Genomic DNA, 15,899 nt, shown 5'->3' with positions numbered 1-15,899 from the left:
ATGGAAAGTTTAGGGTAAAGCGCCGCGTTTACTAAATTCGACATTCAAAATATAAGGAGATTCTGATGACAATACCCTTAAGAGAAGATGTTGCCTACATTTTACTCAAAAAAATCCACGAAGGTGACAACCAGCCGGGTAAGCATGAAGTAGCCTTCACGGCAGCAGACTTCGCTGGTAGACAAGTCACAGAAACCGACCTGATGGGGCATCTAGATTATTTAAATCAAAAGCAGTATATCGATGCTGAATTTACTGGCAATGCCTACGCCAATCAGGAAGATACCACGAATCTCGTTAATCCAAAAGAGTTCGACTTCCGCATTGCCAATTCCTACGATCCCTCTGATGGTTTAGCACCTCATCTAATTAAATTTAAAAGTGCCAGACTGACGGAAAAAGGGCAACGCCTGTTGGAAAAAATGGAGGAAAACCCGCCAGCAGCCCTTAAGGAAGGTCCTGTGGTTCCCATTGCCACAAAAGATATGCCCTTCCTAGAGAAAGTGATGTTCAGGGGCGAACTGGAAGATATCTTTGATGCTAGAGATATCAGTGAGGTTGTGTTCCGTACCATGCGGGATATGATGACGAATGAAGCCGCCGATCGGGTGACTTCTGAACTGCATGAACCAGTAGAACCGACAGAAGATAAGGCGCTGCAAAACGAAATTGCTGACTTGTGGCAGGATACCAATCCAATTGTCCATTTCCTTAGCCGGATTCGTCCTCCCCTGATCATTAAGGCTGATACTTTTCTATTCCGGATTCGCCAAGAAGCAGGTTTGCCGCAAGGGGTAGAACCAGAAATGGCAATCAAGGCTGTGTTCTCAGCGACAAAAGATGAATTGTCCGAAGAACGGGTTCAGGAAATTGCTGGCTTCTTACCCGACAAAATTAGAGAACTCTGGGAGCAAGCCTAAGCTTTTTGAAAAAGGCAAAAATTAAAAGAGCAAATTCTTTGCTTTTGCCTTTTGTTGACTAAAATTTAATCTTCTTTTGCTGCCCGACGAGTATCAAATTACTGAAGTCGGGCAGTATAAACGCTTTTAAAAAAACTGAATTAAAGGAGAATCAATCATGATTCACAAACATCAGCCAATCAAAAAAACACTAGCGTTAGCAGGCGCGATTTGTGGGAGTTTGCTCTTTGGCTTACCAGCGCTGGCTCAGATGAACTCGGCTCCAGGGGAGATCGACCAACCGCGCGATACTCGCGATCGCCTGATGCAACCACCCGCCAGTGGCGATCGCATGATGCAACCACCGGCAAGTGGAGAGGGCATGATGCAACCACCTGCAAGTGGAGAGGGCATGATGCAAAATAACTCCACTCCTAGCAATGTCAACCAATTGCAGAATAACGCTCAGGGTGCTTCGCCGCTAAATCCTTGTCCTAGCATTTTCTACGAATCTAGATACATTCAAGCGGGCATTCGTCCTCCCGCAGGTTGCCCAGCCGCTCCGCCACTCCAGCCAGGTTCCGCAACTGAGACAACATCCCCAGCACCGCCAAGACCGGGCGCTGAGACGGCACCGCCGACACAACCGGGTGCTGTGATTCAAGCACCAGCCCCGGAACAGCTACAATCTCCCGCTTCTAGCGTGATACCCATGAACGGGATGGTGAATGTCAGGCTGATCAACCAAACCGGCGATCCCATTACTTACCAGGTGCTGGGCGATACCAATCAGCGAAGACTACCGGGTAGAGATAATATTACGCTCCAAGGCTTGAAAACCCCTGTAAATCTGACCTTCCAACGTCCGAATGGTGCATTGCTGAGAGTCGTTCCCCAAACATCAAGCGAACAGGGAATGTTAGAGGTGGTTTTGGAAGAAACAACGGATCTCAGTGTTGATAAAAATGCCATGACCATTCAGGAAAACGGGAATGTCTTGCTGAACTAACCGTTTCAATCTTTCCTAACCCAGAGTGTAGGGATGCAAAGCTTTGCATCCCTACACTGGTATTTTGATTCCAACGCTTTATCTAATCCGAATTTGAGCCAAATTGTTGAGCAAAAGTGCTTCTTCCTGCTCATCCCCAAGGGTACGCGCCAAAGTAATCGCTCGTTGGTAGAAAGTCCGCGCCGTTACAGGGTTGCCGCTCACCTGATAAAGTTGAGCAAATAATCGGAGCGATTCTAGTTCTTGCCGCAAGTTTTGCGATTCCTGAGCCAAGGTTAAGCGGCGATCGAGCAGTTCAAAACCCTCCTGATACTGCCTAAGCTTGCTGTAGATGACTACCAGACCATCAATGGCTCGGTATTGAGTTGAGCGATCGCGTGTTTGCCGCCCCAATCTCAGCGCCCCACGGTAGGAAATCTGGGCATCCCGATATTGATTGAGTGCCAGATAAGCATCTCCCAAATTATTCACTGTATTCGCCTCGCCCAGCGGGTCTTTCCCGCGACGCCGAAAAATCAAGGCTTCTTCGTAACGTTTAATCGCTTGCAAATAATCGCCGCTATTCGCCGCCGCCAAACCCAGATTACTCAGCGACAGTCCTTCTCCAGCTTGGCTGCTGATACTTTGGGCAATTCTGAGTGCCTCAGAAAAGCTTACTGAAGCCGCCTGCACGGCACCTCGTTGCAGCAAAACGGTGCCGACGTTATTTAAGCCATAAATCTGCCCCTGGAAGTCTGGTTGGTCGCGGGCAACCGCCAAACGGCGTCGCAGGGCATCTTCCGCCTCAAAGTAGCGTCCCAACCGGGCGTAAGTAAGACCTAGATAATCATAGGTAAGACCGATTGCCTGCCTATCGCCTAGTTGTTGATAAATATCCAGTGCTTGTATCCAGTAGGGAATTGCTTTCGCCAGGTTCCCTCTCAGTTCCTCCTGTGCGCCCAATCGCAGCAGTCGGTCAGCATCTTCCCTCGCATATCCTTGGGTGCCATTGTTCAAGGGGATATTGAGTTGTTGGTCAATACTAACGGCTTTGGCACCGCTCGGCAAGTAAAAAGTAAACAGTAAAAAGATAAAAGAAACAGAAAAAAGTCTCAATTTATTAGCACTGTTTTTTTGTGCCCGATTTTTGCCTGGTTTGGCGAATGCTGCGAAAAACAAGACTCGCTCCTCATAACTCATAGCTAATCGCTCCACTTGCCTCTTGCTTCTCAGCTTTGCTCGATTGTTTAGCTCCTCCTACCAGATAAATTGTGCGAATATCCTCTGGTAAAGAAGCTTCTAACAGTTGATACCCTTCCTGGAGCTTAACTTGAACCTGTGCGGGAGAAATTGTTTCTCCCTCTGCTTGGAGATAAGCGGCAATCCGCGTATGACTCCAGTTGAAGGTCTGCGCCATCAGCACCATCAATCGCAGCATCGGCGGGAATCGCTCCAGCGCTTGCTCGACATAACACCACAGGGGCGGGGAAGCCGCTTGTAGGTTGTAATGAATTGACTCCACGGGTGGCAATTCTGCCTGGTTGATACATACAGCGGTAATGTTAATCAGCCAGTTCTGGAAAGTTAGCATCCCAGTCCCGCTAACATCGCGCAAATCCAGTCCGCCTAGCTCGAAGTAGATGTGCCGCCAGGTGAGGGCGAAGAGGTAGTCTGCTTGTACAGGCGATCGCGCCAAATGCTGAATCAGGGTATAAACAATCGGACTATAGCGACTGAAAAGCGCTATGAAGAAGCGCCCCTGCTCCGGATGGCGCTGAAACAAAGTCAGTAATTCCTGATCGCTGTAATGAAACAGCGATTTGACAATCGGATGATTGCTTTCAGGGAAATGAGGAATTTGCACGATTTTGAATCACTTACTGGAGTCATTCTATCCAGGAACGATCCCTAATATATCTAGTGTTTTGACGAATGGAAATGATACTTGTCTTTTTAGTCGGTGACAAGAGTGCCAATCGCACTTTATTTTTTTAGCTAATTTGATCGCTTCGTTGCGATAGATTCCGTTGCGATCGCAAAGCGCCGACCTGTCGGTTCGCGCTCAACAAACTTGTATCCTTCTGATTATCCTTCTCATTTCGTGAAGACAACACCGCCGACTTTAGAGAAATCGAGTGTCTAAACCGCTAATTTACTACTCAAATGGGATTCCTATAGCCACCATCGCTTATCTCAATATCGAGCTGGATAACTTGTAGCGCTAGTTTGATTCAACTTCGGCCGACTTGCGGAGTATTTTAGAGACTCGTTTAAGCTTGATAGAATTAAATAGCACTCTTGACTCGTTTAGAGTCAAAGTGTTATGTGCAACCGTAAGTTTAGTTTTCAATAGAGTTCTTCAAGCCTTGTAGGTTCATGGTTCTAGCAGCAATTGATACGATTTCTCTTCTGCCTCAGCTCGTTCATTTAGGTGCTTTTTTCCCTGAATTACCTCTAGATGGTCTCTTGTCTACTCAAGGCATCATGGTGATGCTCTTGGCAGCCTACGCCGGTGCTATGTGGATGTTTCTCACCAGCGCCCCAAAAGTCCATACCGTCATGGTGTCCGATTTAGACACAGCGCGACAGTTCTATGAAGGCTTGCTAGATTTGCCAGTTGCAGAAGTGCCGTTGCACTACTATTACAACTATGAGCAAACATTGGGAGCTACCGCCATCGATCCGCTTTATCTCTCACCCACGTTGGGAGGAAGCACCGCTACCCAAAAGCTGAATGGTACGGAAGGTTTATGGTATCAGCTCAAGAAGAACACCCAACTGCACGTAATTTCTGGAGCCAGTTTGGGGAAGAAAAACCAGCAACGGCACGTTTGTTTTGACCACGATTGTTTAGAAATGGTGCTGATGCGGGTGCAAATGCGGGGCGTCAAGCACAAAATTCGTCGGGACAAACCATTGAATTTCTTGGTAAAAGATTTGGATGGTCGCGTGATTGAAATGGCAGAAGTGTCGAATTAGCGATATTGACCTTTCCTTAACCTCTCCCTATTTCTCCCTAACTCTCCCCTACTAAGAGAGGGTTAGAGAGAAATTTTTGGGTTGTTTGGTTCTTTTTAATTCTCCCCTTTCGTCATCGGGAAGGGGCTGGGGTTAGGTTGATTCTGGGGGAGCGTCGGATTTTTCGGGTTTGAGGAGGGGGAAAGCGATCGCATCCCGAATGCTGGCACAATCAGTTAGCAGCATCACTAAGCGGTCAATCCCAATCCCTAAACCACCTGTCGGCGGCATTCCATACTCCAGCGCTGTCAGGAAATCTTCATCCACGCCTTGCGCTTCCAAATCTCCCGCTGCCTTCCGCGCCGCTTGCGCTTCCAGTCGTTGCCGCTGATCGATAGGATCGGTTAATTCTGAGAAACTATTCGCCGTCTCCCGTCCGACGATAAATAACTCAAATCGCTCTACCAACCCCGGTTTCGAGCGGTGCGGCTTCGCCAGGGGAGAAATTTCCACCGGATAATCCAGCACAAACGTCGGCTGAATCAGATTCGGTTCGCATTTTTGCTCAAAGGCTTCGTTAAGAATTTTGCCAATCGATTTGCATTCTTGTGCGCCTCCGATCCCTGCCTCACTTGCTGCTGCGATCGCAGCTTCCAGCGTTGGGAAAGCGGCAAAATCTAAGCCAGTTTGCTCCTTGACTAAGTCGTGCATGGTCACGCGACGCCAAGGCGGTGTTAAGTTAATCGGTTCGCCTTGATAAGTAATTTCCAGCGTCCCCAGCACCTTTTGCGCCACAGTGGTAATAATTCCCTCCGTCAGCGCCATCATGTCCTGATAGTCGGCGTAGGCTTGATAAACCTCAATCGTGGTGAATTCGGGATTGTGGCGCGTAGAAATCCCCTCATTCCGGAAAATCCGCCCCAATTCAAAAACCTTCTCAAATCCGCCGACAATCAACCGCTTCAGATGGAGTTCTGTTGCAATCCGCAGATACAACTCCATATCCAGCGTGTTGTGATAGGTGACGAAGGGACGCGCATCCGCACCACCAGCTTCTCCTTGTAACACCGGCGTTTCAATTTCAATAAACCCAAGTTTATCCAAATAGCGGCGAATTCCGGCGGTAATCAGAGCGCGGCGTCGGAAAGTTTCTCGCACTTCCGGATTGACAATCAAATCCACGTAACGCTGACGGTAGCGCTTGGCGACATCCGTCAATCCATGCCACTTATCCGGTAAAGGCAGCAGCGACTTGGTGAGAATCGCGTACTGTTTCACGTAAACCGATAGCTCACCCTTTTCCGTGCGTTTAACTGTCCCCTTGGCTCCCAAAATGTCCCCGGCATCCGTTAGATCCTTTAGGTGTTTAAAGGCATCCGGGACATCTGCCATCCCTTCATCGATTCTTTTCTTCTCCAGATACAGCTGAATCGAGCCAGTTTCGTCTTGCAAGGTAAAGAAGGCAAGTTTGCCGAAGACGCGACGCGCCATAATGCGTCCAGCAATGGCGACTTCTACCTCAACTTCTTCACCGCTGGGCAAATCTGCGTATTTTTCCTGCAATTGCGCCGCATGGTGGCTGGATTCCCACTGGTAAGCGTAGGGATTCATTCCCAGTTGCTTTAGCTGTTCGACTTTCTCTAACCGCGTGGCGCGGATATCATCTGAGGACATGGTAAGGAACTTTTAGGGGCAGTCTTTGATTGTAAATGCTCTTTTGTCAGTATGTTAACTATTGTGTCTGGTTTTTGCGGTGGAGGATGGAGGAGCGCGATCGCATTTTCCCCACATCGCCAGGAAAGCGCGATCGCTATTAGATGAGACTAAGGTAATATTGTTGATAGATTGGCAATCTGTCGCTTTAAGGCTGGAGCTGCTTAGAATTTAAAAAGCAGCTTCAGCCTCTTGATTGGCACCTTGAAAGTTAATCTCAGCAGCAAAGTGAGCTAATTTAAAAAGTTGCAGAATCAGCAATCGATTAGCTGTTGGTAGCTGAAAGGAACTCTCGCATATATTGAGTGACCAGTTGCGGTTTCTCTTGCTGCACCCAATGACTAGAGTCGGGAATGTATTTAATCGTAAAGTCTTTGACATACGCTTCAGTTCCGTAAGTCAGTTCTTTACCAAGTGCAGTATCTTGCTCTCCCCAAATCATTAGCGTAGGAACCTGGAGAATACTCCAATCTTGACTGAGCATTCTCTGCTGAAAAAGATTGCGATAATAGTTCAGGCTGGCTGTCAGGGCACCGGGTTTTGCAGCAGCTTGTTTATAGGCATCCAGATCGGCTTTGGTGAAGGCATTCTTATTAACAGCCATACCCGTGATAGCCGTTTCAATCGATTGGTAATCGAAGGATTGTAAGAGAAATTCTGGTAGCCACGGTAGCTGAAAAAAGAAGATATAGGAACTGCGTAATAGTTGTTGAGGATTACGCATATTTTCGGCAAATTTGGCAGGGTGAGGCAGATTTAGGACAATCAACTTGTCTACCATCGTGGGGAATGCGTAGGCAAAATTCCAAGCGATCGCGCCCCCCCAGTCATGACCCACCAGCACGCAGCTAGAGTATCCCAGCCCCTGAATTACCCCTTCAACATCTTTAATAAATTCATCCATCACATAAGCCGATTGGTCTGCTGGCTTATCGCTGTCGTTATAACCGCGCAAGTCAAGGGCGACGACTTTATAATCTTTAGCAAATTCGGGGATTAGATGCCGCCAGGAGTACCAAAATTCTGGGAACCCATGCAGCATCAACATCAAAGGGCCTTCTCCCTGGGTGACGTAGTGCAGCTTAATTCCGTTGCTGGTGATATATTCGTGCTTCCAAGAACCCTCTAGCACAGACATAGATACCTCCTTTGCTGTTGTAGTCATGGCATCGGCGATTCATCGCCGATGCGAACACTCTTCAGGTTAACGAATCAACAGCAGAAGACGGCAGCTTCGGAAGAGATAGTTCATTAGCATTCGGTTGATCTTGCTGACGCCGAGTGATTACCTGCCTTAGCACTTGCATTAAGATACGAGGCTGAAAAAAGGCGGTGGGTGGTTTCAGCAGATGCAGCACTTCTATGAAAACTTTGAACGCTACGGGACTCTCAACCGTGATTAACCTCACACGATCCAGATACCGTTGCATAAATCGGGTCTTCAGATCGGCTTGACCGCCCTCGGTCGTAGGCCAGCGGAAATCCTCGCCGGTCGCCATCAGCCAAGGGATATGATTCACTTTAGCCAGTTGCTTTTGAAAACGCCGCGTTAAACCCGTTAAATCGTCTTGAGAGTGACGCTGAAATTGCTCTTTCAAGCACTCCTCCAGGGTTAATGCAGCCATCGCCGCGGCGGTCATACCTTGACCGTAGATAGGATTGAAGGAACAGACGGCATCGCCTAAGACGACAAAGTTTTCTGGCAATCTCGATTGTTCGTAGTGGCGCAGGCAGTTTTCTGTGCCGCGATGACAGTAGATGGGTGAAATCGGTTGGGCTTGTTTGACGACTTCGTAGAGAATCGGCGATCGCAAGCTGCGGGCAAATTCCAAAAAGCCAGCTTCGTCGCTGGGTGGATAGTCTCGACCCAAACCAGCCAGGGTAATCACAAAAGCGTCACCCTCACAGGGATAAAGCAGCCCACCGCGAGAGTTTTCCCCAGGTTTAGACCACACCACGATTGATTTCCAATCGCTTTGGAAATCAGCTGGGCGCTGATACCAACGGCTGGCGTAGCCTAAAAATGAGTTAATGACTGTCTCTTGAGGCGGTGTGTAACCTAATGCCTTTAACCACTCAGGGGTTTTGGAATTCCGTCCAGTTGCATCCACGACCAGATCGGCTGCTAGAGACGCGGAATTTTGCGTCTCTACATCTGCGGCGCTAGTGTTTTGCCCGTGGTTGTGAAATTGCACCTGTACGCCCGTCACCTTAGTTTTGCTGGTGTCGGACAACAACTCGGTTGCTTGGCATTCTTCCAGAAAGCGTACATTGCTGTAAGCAGCCAGTCGGCGGCGAATCGTCCACTCCAAGAGGTTCCGGCTACAAGCACGAGTCACCAGTCCGGAGGAAAAGCGGGGTGCCCAACCGCCAAAATCTAGCATGGGACAGTCTAACGTCCAGTCCAAAGCAGTAGCGCCAGCAGCCGATAATTCAGCAGCCAATCCAGGAAACATTTGCTCCAAAATCTGCTGACCCCGCAACAGCAGAACGTGAGCTTGGTGGGCTTGGAGTACACCTCGGCGCGTCTCTGATTTGTCTGGGATGCGATCGCGTTCAATCATCGTCACTTGATCAAAGCGTTCGGCAAGCACTCGCGCTGCCAGTAGCCCAGCCATACTGCCACCGATGACAATGGCTTGTCTATTGCTGCCAACCGCCAGTTGGTGAGGGACGGACATAGACGTTTGAGTTTTTTTGGGTGATTTAGATGTATGTCAGCTGAATTTTGCTTCTGATTCTATCAGCGTCTGCTTCTCTTCTTTTTCTTGTAGCAATAGTCCTCCGAGATGAATCACTGCCAGAATCAGCGCCCCAATTGAAAGAATGTAACTATGCAACGTGTACAAATGGGCAACTGTTACCGTATTGATGGCTCCACCCCCCGTGAGGATTTCTCGGAGTAGGGAACCAATTCCAGGGACGGCTTCTACTGTGCCTAATTCGATGGTGAAACGCCAGTACCCTAACTGTGTCCAATCGAGAAGCATGGCAGTCCAACCAAGCGCGATCGCTACCAAAGTAAGTAAAATTCCGCTTATCCAAGCGGTCAGCCAGCTTCGGCGAAATTTTTCACCGAGAAACATCACAACGATCGCTATCAGAGAAGTCCCAATTAATCCATTTCCAGCAATCTCATGGAGACGCTGAATTAGCCAACCATTGGGAATCTCTGATTTGATTTCCCTCAAGGAATTATAAGCTCCACCTGCGGTCGGTTCGTAGTAGAAAGATAGAAGAATTCCGGTGACGGCTGCTGTCAGGCTCAAAGACAAAATCGCTACAGCCAAAATAGTAGCCAGTCGTCGAAGTACAAAAGCGTACTGCACATTGTTCATGGCTAACTCCAACCTTTTTCGGTTGAATATGTATTTATACTTATTGTATTTATTTTTTCTAATTTGAACCCAAGGAATTATTAAATTTATGGGAAAAACGAGCAGCAAAGAGAACGCCTACCCCAAGAGCCGGAAAAGCGCAGTTCAGGGGATGCTTCCGTTATTCTCTCTGTATGGGTATTAGGAAAATCCGCATTATCAGAACAAAACAGCCAATTTCCCTCACCACTGACGCTCTGCTGCCATTAATGTCTCCACTGCGACAACATCCAGGGGTCGGGAGAAAAAGTAACCTTGCCCATATTCGCATTGCAGAGTTCTGAGTTGAGCAAGTTGCTCTGCCGTTTCTACTCCTTCTGCAATCACATCCAAACCCAAGTTGTGAGCCAGTGTGATAATGGTACGGACAATCTCCCAATTCTCGCTATCACTGCTCATTCTCCCGACGAAAGAGCGGTCAATTTTCAACGTATCAATCGGAAATCGGTGCAGATAGCTTAAAGATGAATAACCCGTGCCGAAGTCATCAATATATATCTGGACGCCTAGTTTTTTCAATTCTAAGAGGGTCGCGATCGCAGATTCAGCATTCTCCATCACGGCGCTTTCAGTGATTTCTAACCGCAAACAGCCAGGATCTAAACCTGTTTCCTCTAAAATCTGATGGATTGCTGGAGCGAGATGAGGCTGCGTAAACTGTTTGCTAGATAGATTTACGCTGATTGTTAATTGTTGTGTTTGCCATACACGCATCTGACGGCAAGCTTCCCTTAATACCCACCAACCGATGGGAACGATTAGTCCCGTTTCTTCTGCCACTGGAATAAACTCGGCTGGGGAAATCAAACCGCGTTCTGGATGTTGCCAGCGCACTAGGGCTTCAAATCCGGTAATTTGACCTGTAGAGAGCGACACAATGGGCTGGTAGTGAAGTAGAAACTCTTGGCGATTAACAGCCTGCCTCAAGTCAGTTACTAACTGCAAAAGTGCCACAGCGCGAGTGTGCATTGTCATGTCGAAGACCTCATGACGCGCTCTACCCAATGCCTTAGCACGATACATGGCAATGTCGGCATCGCGTAAGAGGTCTTCCGGCTGGTGATAATCTGTGGTATTGAAGGCAATGCCAATACTAGCACTGGTGAAGACTTCCTGCCCGTTTAGATTAAAAGGTAAAGCGAGTTCATTTTGAATTTGGTTCGCAACGCGGGTGGCGTCACTCACATCTTGAATATCTTCTAGAAGAATAGTGAACTCGTCTCCCCCAAGACGGGCAACCGTATCTCCAGGACGCAGACACGTCTGGAGCTTGCGAGCGATTTCGACAAGTAGTTGATCTCCGATTGTATGCCCAAGGCTGTCATTGATCACCTTAAAGCGATCGAGATCGAGAAACAGTACAGCAAACAAGTAATCCTGACGCCGTTTCGTTAGCTCAACCAAATGTCCGAGTCGATCCATGAACAAGGCACGGTTTGCTAAGCCTGTCAGCTTATCGTGAAAGGCATCGTAGATTAATAGATCCTCTACCCGTTTGCGATCGCTAATATCTGTGGAAACACCCAGCACTTGTTGGGCTTTTCCATCTGGCGAGACTAGAGACTTCTTAGTTGTTTGAAACCATCGCACCTTCCCTGTAGAGTCGGTGAGGGTTTCCTCAGAGATAATTTTTTCCGATGATAGTGTCATCACTTCTCTGTCATCACGGAGAAACTGTTCTACTTCCTCAGCATTCCGATTGAAATCAGCATCAGTTTTGCCAAGTAAATTTTCAACAGTTGTTCCATAAATATTTGCTAAGGCTTTGTTAACCAGAGTATATTTTCCATCCCAGTCTTTGACAAAAATCAAATTTGGGGTGGCGTCAATTACATGGCGAAGAAACTTTTGTTGTACGTTAAGCGCTTCTTCTGCCTGCTTGCGATCGTTAATATCTCGGCTCACAGCGAGAAGACACGGCTGATTGTCAAAGTCAATAATTTCTGCTGATAGCAATCCCACCCGCGCCTCACCTGACTTGATGCGGAAGGTAAATTCTATGTTGCGAACAGATCCTTCCTCCAGCAATATCTGCTTCATGCGATTGCGCTCTTCTACATTTGGCCAAATCTTCAGCTCAACTGTGGTGCGACCGATGAGTTCTTCGCGGGTATAACCAGTAATGTAGAGCAAAGTATCGTTGACCTCGACAAGGCGTCCCTCTGCCACCGTACTGATCGTGATTGCATCCGGACTGGAACGGAAGGCTTTAAAGAACCTTTCCTCGGAAATCCGCCGCGCTGCTTCTGCTTGCTGGCGCTCCTCGATTTCGGCTTGCAATGTCTGATTCGCCTTTTGTAGCTCTTGCGTTCGTTCCCAAACCCGGAATTCTAGCTCTTCGTGTGCTTTCTGAAGTGCGGTTTCTGTCTGTAGGCGCTCGATGGCAATTCCTGCCAAGTTTGTTGCTATTTCAACTAGTTGGTAATCATAAGAATTAGGGGTGCAGGGCTGGGAGTCGTACATGGCAAAAGTACCCAACACCTTGCCATCCGAATTCAAAATCGGTGTAGACCAACAAGCTCGCAATTCGTTGCTCAACGCTAACTCGCGGTAATCTTTCCATAACGGATCGATGGCAATATCTGAGACAATTACGGGTTCCTTCCAATAGGCAGCTGTCCCGCAAGAGCCAACACTCGGTGCAATTGGTATTCCATCAAGAGCACGATTATAGCTTTCAGGAAGGCTAGGCGCGGCACCGTAGCGCAGATTTTTTCTGTTCTCATCCACCAAAAGAATTGAACAGAGCATATTACTAGAATGCTTCTCAATATTGCAACATATAACGTTGAGGACACTAGTAAGACCGTCTCCTCTGGCAATCATTTCCAGTACACACTTCTGACTACCTAAGAGGCTTTCTGCTTGCAAGCGCTCAGCGATCGCTTGTTGCATATTGACTAAATTACGTCTGAGTTCAAGTTGCGCGACGACCTGACGACCCAGTGCTAAAAGGGCTTCTTGCTGCTCAGGCGTGAGTTGACGCGGCACAAAGTCAATCGTGCACAGCGTTCCTAAGGCATAACCCGCAGGTGTAATTAGAGGCGCACCTGCATAAAAGCGGATATTAGGGTCAGTCGTGACTAGAGGGTTCGTTGCAAACCGTTCGTCGGCTGTTGCATCTGAGACGACAAACAGATCGGTTTGCAGAATCGCATGGGAGCAAAAGGCAATATCTCGCGGTGTTTCTGATACTTCCACACCGATTTTCGACTTGAACCACTGCCGATGCTGATCGACGAGGCTAATCAGCGCAATTGGTGTTCCGCAAATATGTGCCGCCACAGAGACTAGATCGTCGAAAGCCTGTTCGGGAGCAGTATCAAGAATCTCATACTGCTGGAGGGCTTTTAGCCTTGCTGCTTCATGGCTAGGCATAGGCGCTTTCACCCAAGGTACTTCTCCAGATTGGATGCTAGCGACATTTTTTCTGGCACCAGCTTTAGTTATTCTTTGAGATATAGCTTCAAATATACCTATCCGGTTCAGATTTACCATATTCTGTTTTTCCGCATCTAGGCTAGCTATATTTATATGGGTAATTTTACTTTTACCTTAATTTATATTGATTCTTTAGGGATCTAAGTCACAAAAATTTACTTTTTTGGTCACAAATCACCTTAATAAATTTTTAATATTATTAGTTTGCAGACATAGTAAATAGTTCTTTATACAGGGTTAGAAAGATTATTTATAGACCCAACTAAATTAGAGCTTTAACTAACAAAACAATAGTCATTATTTATTTTTTTATATCTGGATAAGCTATAAAATTTATCAATTCTGTAAATACTGTATTTTCTAGCTTCCAGGAGATCGTTACCGGCTATTTTCTCAATTCATCAATTTTTTTAAGGAGCCAAAAACAGGGTAGATTCCTTCACTAAAGTAGGCTGCCGACGGGTCTGATGGATAGGAATTTCGATTGCAAACTCTGCCCCGAGTCCGGCTGAAGAAATACATTTTAATTGACCACCGTGTTTTTCCACAATCTGATAACTGATTGATAAGCCCAACCCTGTGCCTTTGCCGATGCTTTTTGTGGTGAAGAACGGATCGAACACTCGTTGCTGTACCTCTTTGCTGATGCCAGAACCGTTATCTGCAATGTATATTGCGAGCTGATTACTGTTTAGCATTTGAGTGCGAATCCGAATAGTCGGTAATTGTTCATGAGTCCTTTGTTTCTCATCATTCATGACCCATGACCCATTCCCAATTGCCTCTTCAAGGGCATCAATTGCATTAGTGAGAATATTCATAAATACTTGGTTGAGCTGACCTGGATAGCACTCGATTTGTGGCAACTCGCCATACTCTTTAAGCAGCTGAACGCCTGAAGTGCCTCCAACTTGCTTCAAGCGATGCTGCAAAATCAGCAAAGTGTTTTCAATTCCCTCATGAATATCAACGCTTTTCATTTCCGCTTCATCCAGTCGAGAGAAGTTTCGCAGCGACAATACAATTTGACGGATGCGTTCTGCCCCCACCTTGATCGATGCCAGCAGCTTTGGGAGGTCGTTCTTCATAAATTGGAAATCGCTCATCTCTAGAAGGGCTTGAATTTCAGGAACCGGATTAGGATAGTGTTTCTCGTAGAGGGAGAGGAGATTGAGCAGTTCCTGAGTATAGTCGTTGGTGTGGGTGAGATTGCCGTAGATGAAGTTAACTGGGTTATTAATTTCGTGAGCAATTCCAGCGACTAACTGCCCCAAACTGGACATTTTTTCGCTCTGAACGAGCTTTGCTTGGGTTTGTTGAAGTTCTCGAAAAGCTTGTTCTAGCTGGTTTGTTTGTTGTCTCAATTGCGCTTCTGATTGTCGTAAGGCTTCCTCGGCGGTTTTACGTTCGGTAATGTCGGTAATCATTCCTAAGACACCGATGTATTGCCCTGATTGATCGAAGATAGGATTGGTCGCAACAATCGCCCACAAGTTAGCGCCATCTTTACGGCTGAATTTAAAGTCGTGCTGTTCTTTAATTCCTTGGCGGCGACGTTCCATGTGAGCGATCGCGATCGCCTGAGCTTCCTCATCCATGAATGCAAATAAAGTCTGACCTAGCATCTCAGGGACGGTATAGCCTAGCATTTGGGCCATCTGATTGTTCGCAAAAGATGTATTACCTGCGGTGTCGAGAACCCAGATTCCCTCAGTCGTGGTTTCAACAATGCGACGATATTGCGCCTCGCTTTCCCGTAACGCCGCTTCTGTCTGCTGGCGTTCGACAATTTCCTGTTGTAACAAGATGTTGGCAGATTGTAGCGCCGCAGTCCTTTCTTCAACTCGTCTTTCTAACTCTAATGTGAGTTTTCGTAGTTTTTCTTCAGTGGCTTGGCGCTCGGCAACTTCCTTTTCTAGTGTATTGTTGGCAATTTCTAATAGCGCTGGACTAGGAAATGCAAGTGCTTGAGGAATCAAGGGCATTAGTACCAACGCTGTATACACAGAAACCCCAGCCGTAAAAGCTTTCAAGAATCCTGATAGCCAATAATACGGATGCCACAGCGTCACCACCTCTGCTAGATGCGTCGTACCGCACGCAACAATGAATGTTCCAAACAACAGGAATATCCCGTAAAAGGGCATATCTCGCCTTTTGGAGACAAAATATACCAGCATGATTGGAATCGAATAATAAGCGACTGCGATCAAAATATCAGATGTAATGTGCAGCCACACTAATCCAGGCTTCCACAGGTAACAATGCCCGTGGGGAATAAAATCTTTTGACAAAAAATTTTGCACAAATTTTAGCATCAAGATTTATGGCTGTAATAGTTTTTACATTTAATATTCAATTTGTATCTTATCTTGGAATATTTCATATATTTGTTGATTTTCATGAATAAGGTAACAATTTGCTTACAATTTGTGCAAACAATCGACTTTGACTATTTATGTGTTAATCGACAGATTTCAGAGAAATTACGGATGGCTAGCAGGTCATCTAGACAGCAACTAT

At 46.9% G+C, this 15,899-nt stretch carries 11 protein-coding genes; 3 read left to right on the top strand and 8 right to left on the bottom strand.

The window, feature by feature from the left end; genetic code table 11:
- The first annotated feature begins 65 nt into the window (after positions 1–65).
- Positions 66–920 (top strand): DUF2267 domain-containing protein, encoded by an 855-nt coding sequence (locus H6H02_RS01535; RefSeq protein WP_190813946.1) that lies wholly within the window; start codon positions 66–68, stop codon positions 918–920.
- Between the two features lie 157 nt (positions 921–1,077).
- On the top strand, positions 1,078–1,908 hold the full coding sequence (locus H6H02_RS01530; protein ID WP_190813944.1) for a hypothetical protein: 831 nt from the start codon (positions 1,078–1,080) through the stop codon (positions 1,906–1,908).
- Between the two features lie 78 nt (positions 1,909–1,986).
- Here H6H02_RS01530 and H6H02_RS01525 read toward each other — a convergent pair whose 3' ends face one another.
- Positions 1,987–3,087: a tetratricopeptide repeat protein gene (locus H6H02_RS01525; RefSeq protein ID WP_190813942.1), complete on the bottom strand. Its 1,101-nt coding sequence runs from the start codon at positions 3,085–3,087 to the stop codon at positions 1,987–1,989.
- On the bottom strand, positions 3,077–3,751 hold the full coding sequence (locus H6H02_RS01520; RefSeq protein ID WP_347342554.1) for a sigma-70 family RNA polymerase sigma factor: 675 nt from the start codon (positions 3,749–3,751) through the stop codon (positions 3,077–3,079). The genes H6H02_RS01525 and H6H02_RS01520 overlap by 11 nt, the downstream gene beginning before the upstream one ends.
- A 512-nt stretch (positions 3,752–4,263) precedes the next feature.
- Here H6H02_RS01520 and H6H02_RS01515 point away from each other — a divergent pair.
- On the top strand, positions 4,264–4,866 hold the full coding sequence (locus tag H6H02_RS01515) for a glyoxalase-like domain protein (protein WP_190413462.1): 603 nt from the start codon (positions 4,264–4,266) through the stop codon (positions 4,864–4,866).
- A 132-nt stretch (positions 4,867–4,998) separates the two neighbouring features.
- Here the strand turns inward: H6H02_RS01515 and lysS are convergent, their stop codons facing one another.
- The 6 genes from lysS to H6H02_RS01485 form a co-directional block, all read right to left on the bottom strand.
- Complete coding sequence (gene lysS, locus H6H02_RS01510) at positions 4,999–6,519, bottom strand: lysine--tRNA ligase (RefSeq protein ID WP_190813940.1); 1,521 nt, start codon at positions 6,517–6,519, stop codon at positions 4,999–5,001.
- A gap of 304 nt (positions 6,520–6,823) precedes the next feature.
- Positions 6,824–7,696 carry an alpha/beta hydrolase gene (locus tag H6H02_RS01505; RefSeq protein WP_190813938.1) on the bottom strand — a complete coding sequence of 291 codons (873 nt, stop codon included), beginning with the start codon at positions 7,694–7,696 and terminating at the stop codon, positions 6,824–6,826.
- A gap of 61 nt (positions 7,697–7,757) precedes the next feature.
- Complete coding sequence (locus H6H02_RS01500) at positions 7,758–9,239, bottom strand: FAD-dependent monooxygenase (RefSeq protein WP_190813936.1); 1,482 nt, start codon at positions 9,237–9,239, stop codon at positions 7,758–7,760.
- Positions 9,240–9,275: 36 nt separating this feature from the next.
- Entirely contained in the window at positions 9,276–9,896 is a 621-nt protein-coding gene (locus H6H02_RS01495; RefSeq protein ID WP_190813934.1) for a cytochrome b N-terminal domain-containing protein, read from the bottom strand.
- Between the two features lie 222 nt (positions 9,897–10,118).
- Entirely contained in the window at positions 10,119–13,433 is a 3,315-nt protein-coding gene (locus tag H6H02_RS01490) for an EAL domain-containing protein (protein WP_190813932.1), read from the bottom strand.
- Between the two features lie 353 nt (positions 13,434–13,786).
- On the bottom strand, positions 13,787–15,694 hold the full coding sequence (locus tag H6H02_RS01485) for a PAS domain S-box protein (protein ID WP_190814223.1): 1,908 nt from the start codon (positions 15,692–15,694) through the stop codon (positions 13,787–13,789).
- Positions 15,695–15,899 lie beyond the last annotated feature (205 nt).

This window comes from Coleofasciculus sp. FACHB-1120, from assembly GCF_014698845.1.
Lineage (GTDB): Bacteria > Cyanobacteriota > Cyanobacteriia > Cyanobacteriales > FACHB-T130 > FACHB-T130.
Note: the sequence above shows the minus strand (reverse complement) of the source record. Positions and strands in the feature narration are given on the sequence as shown.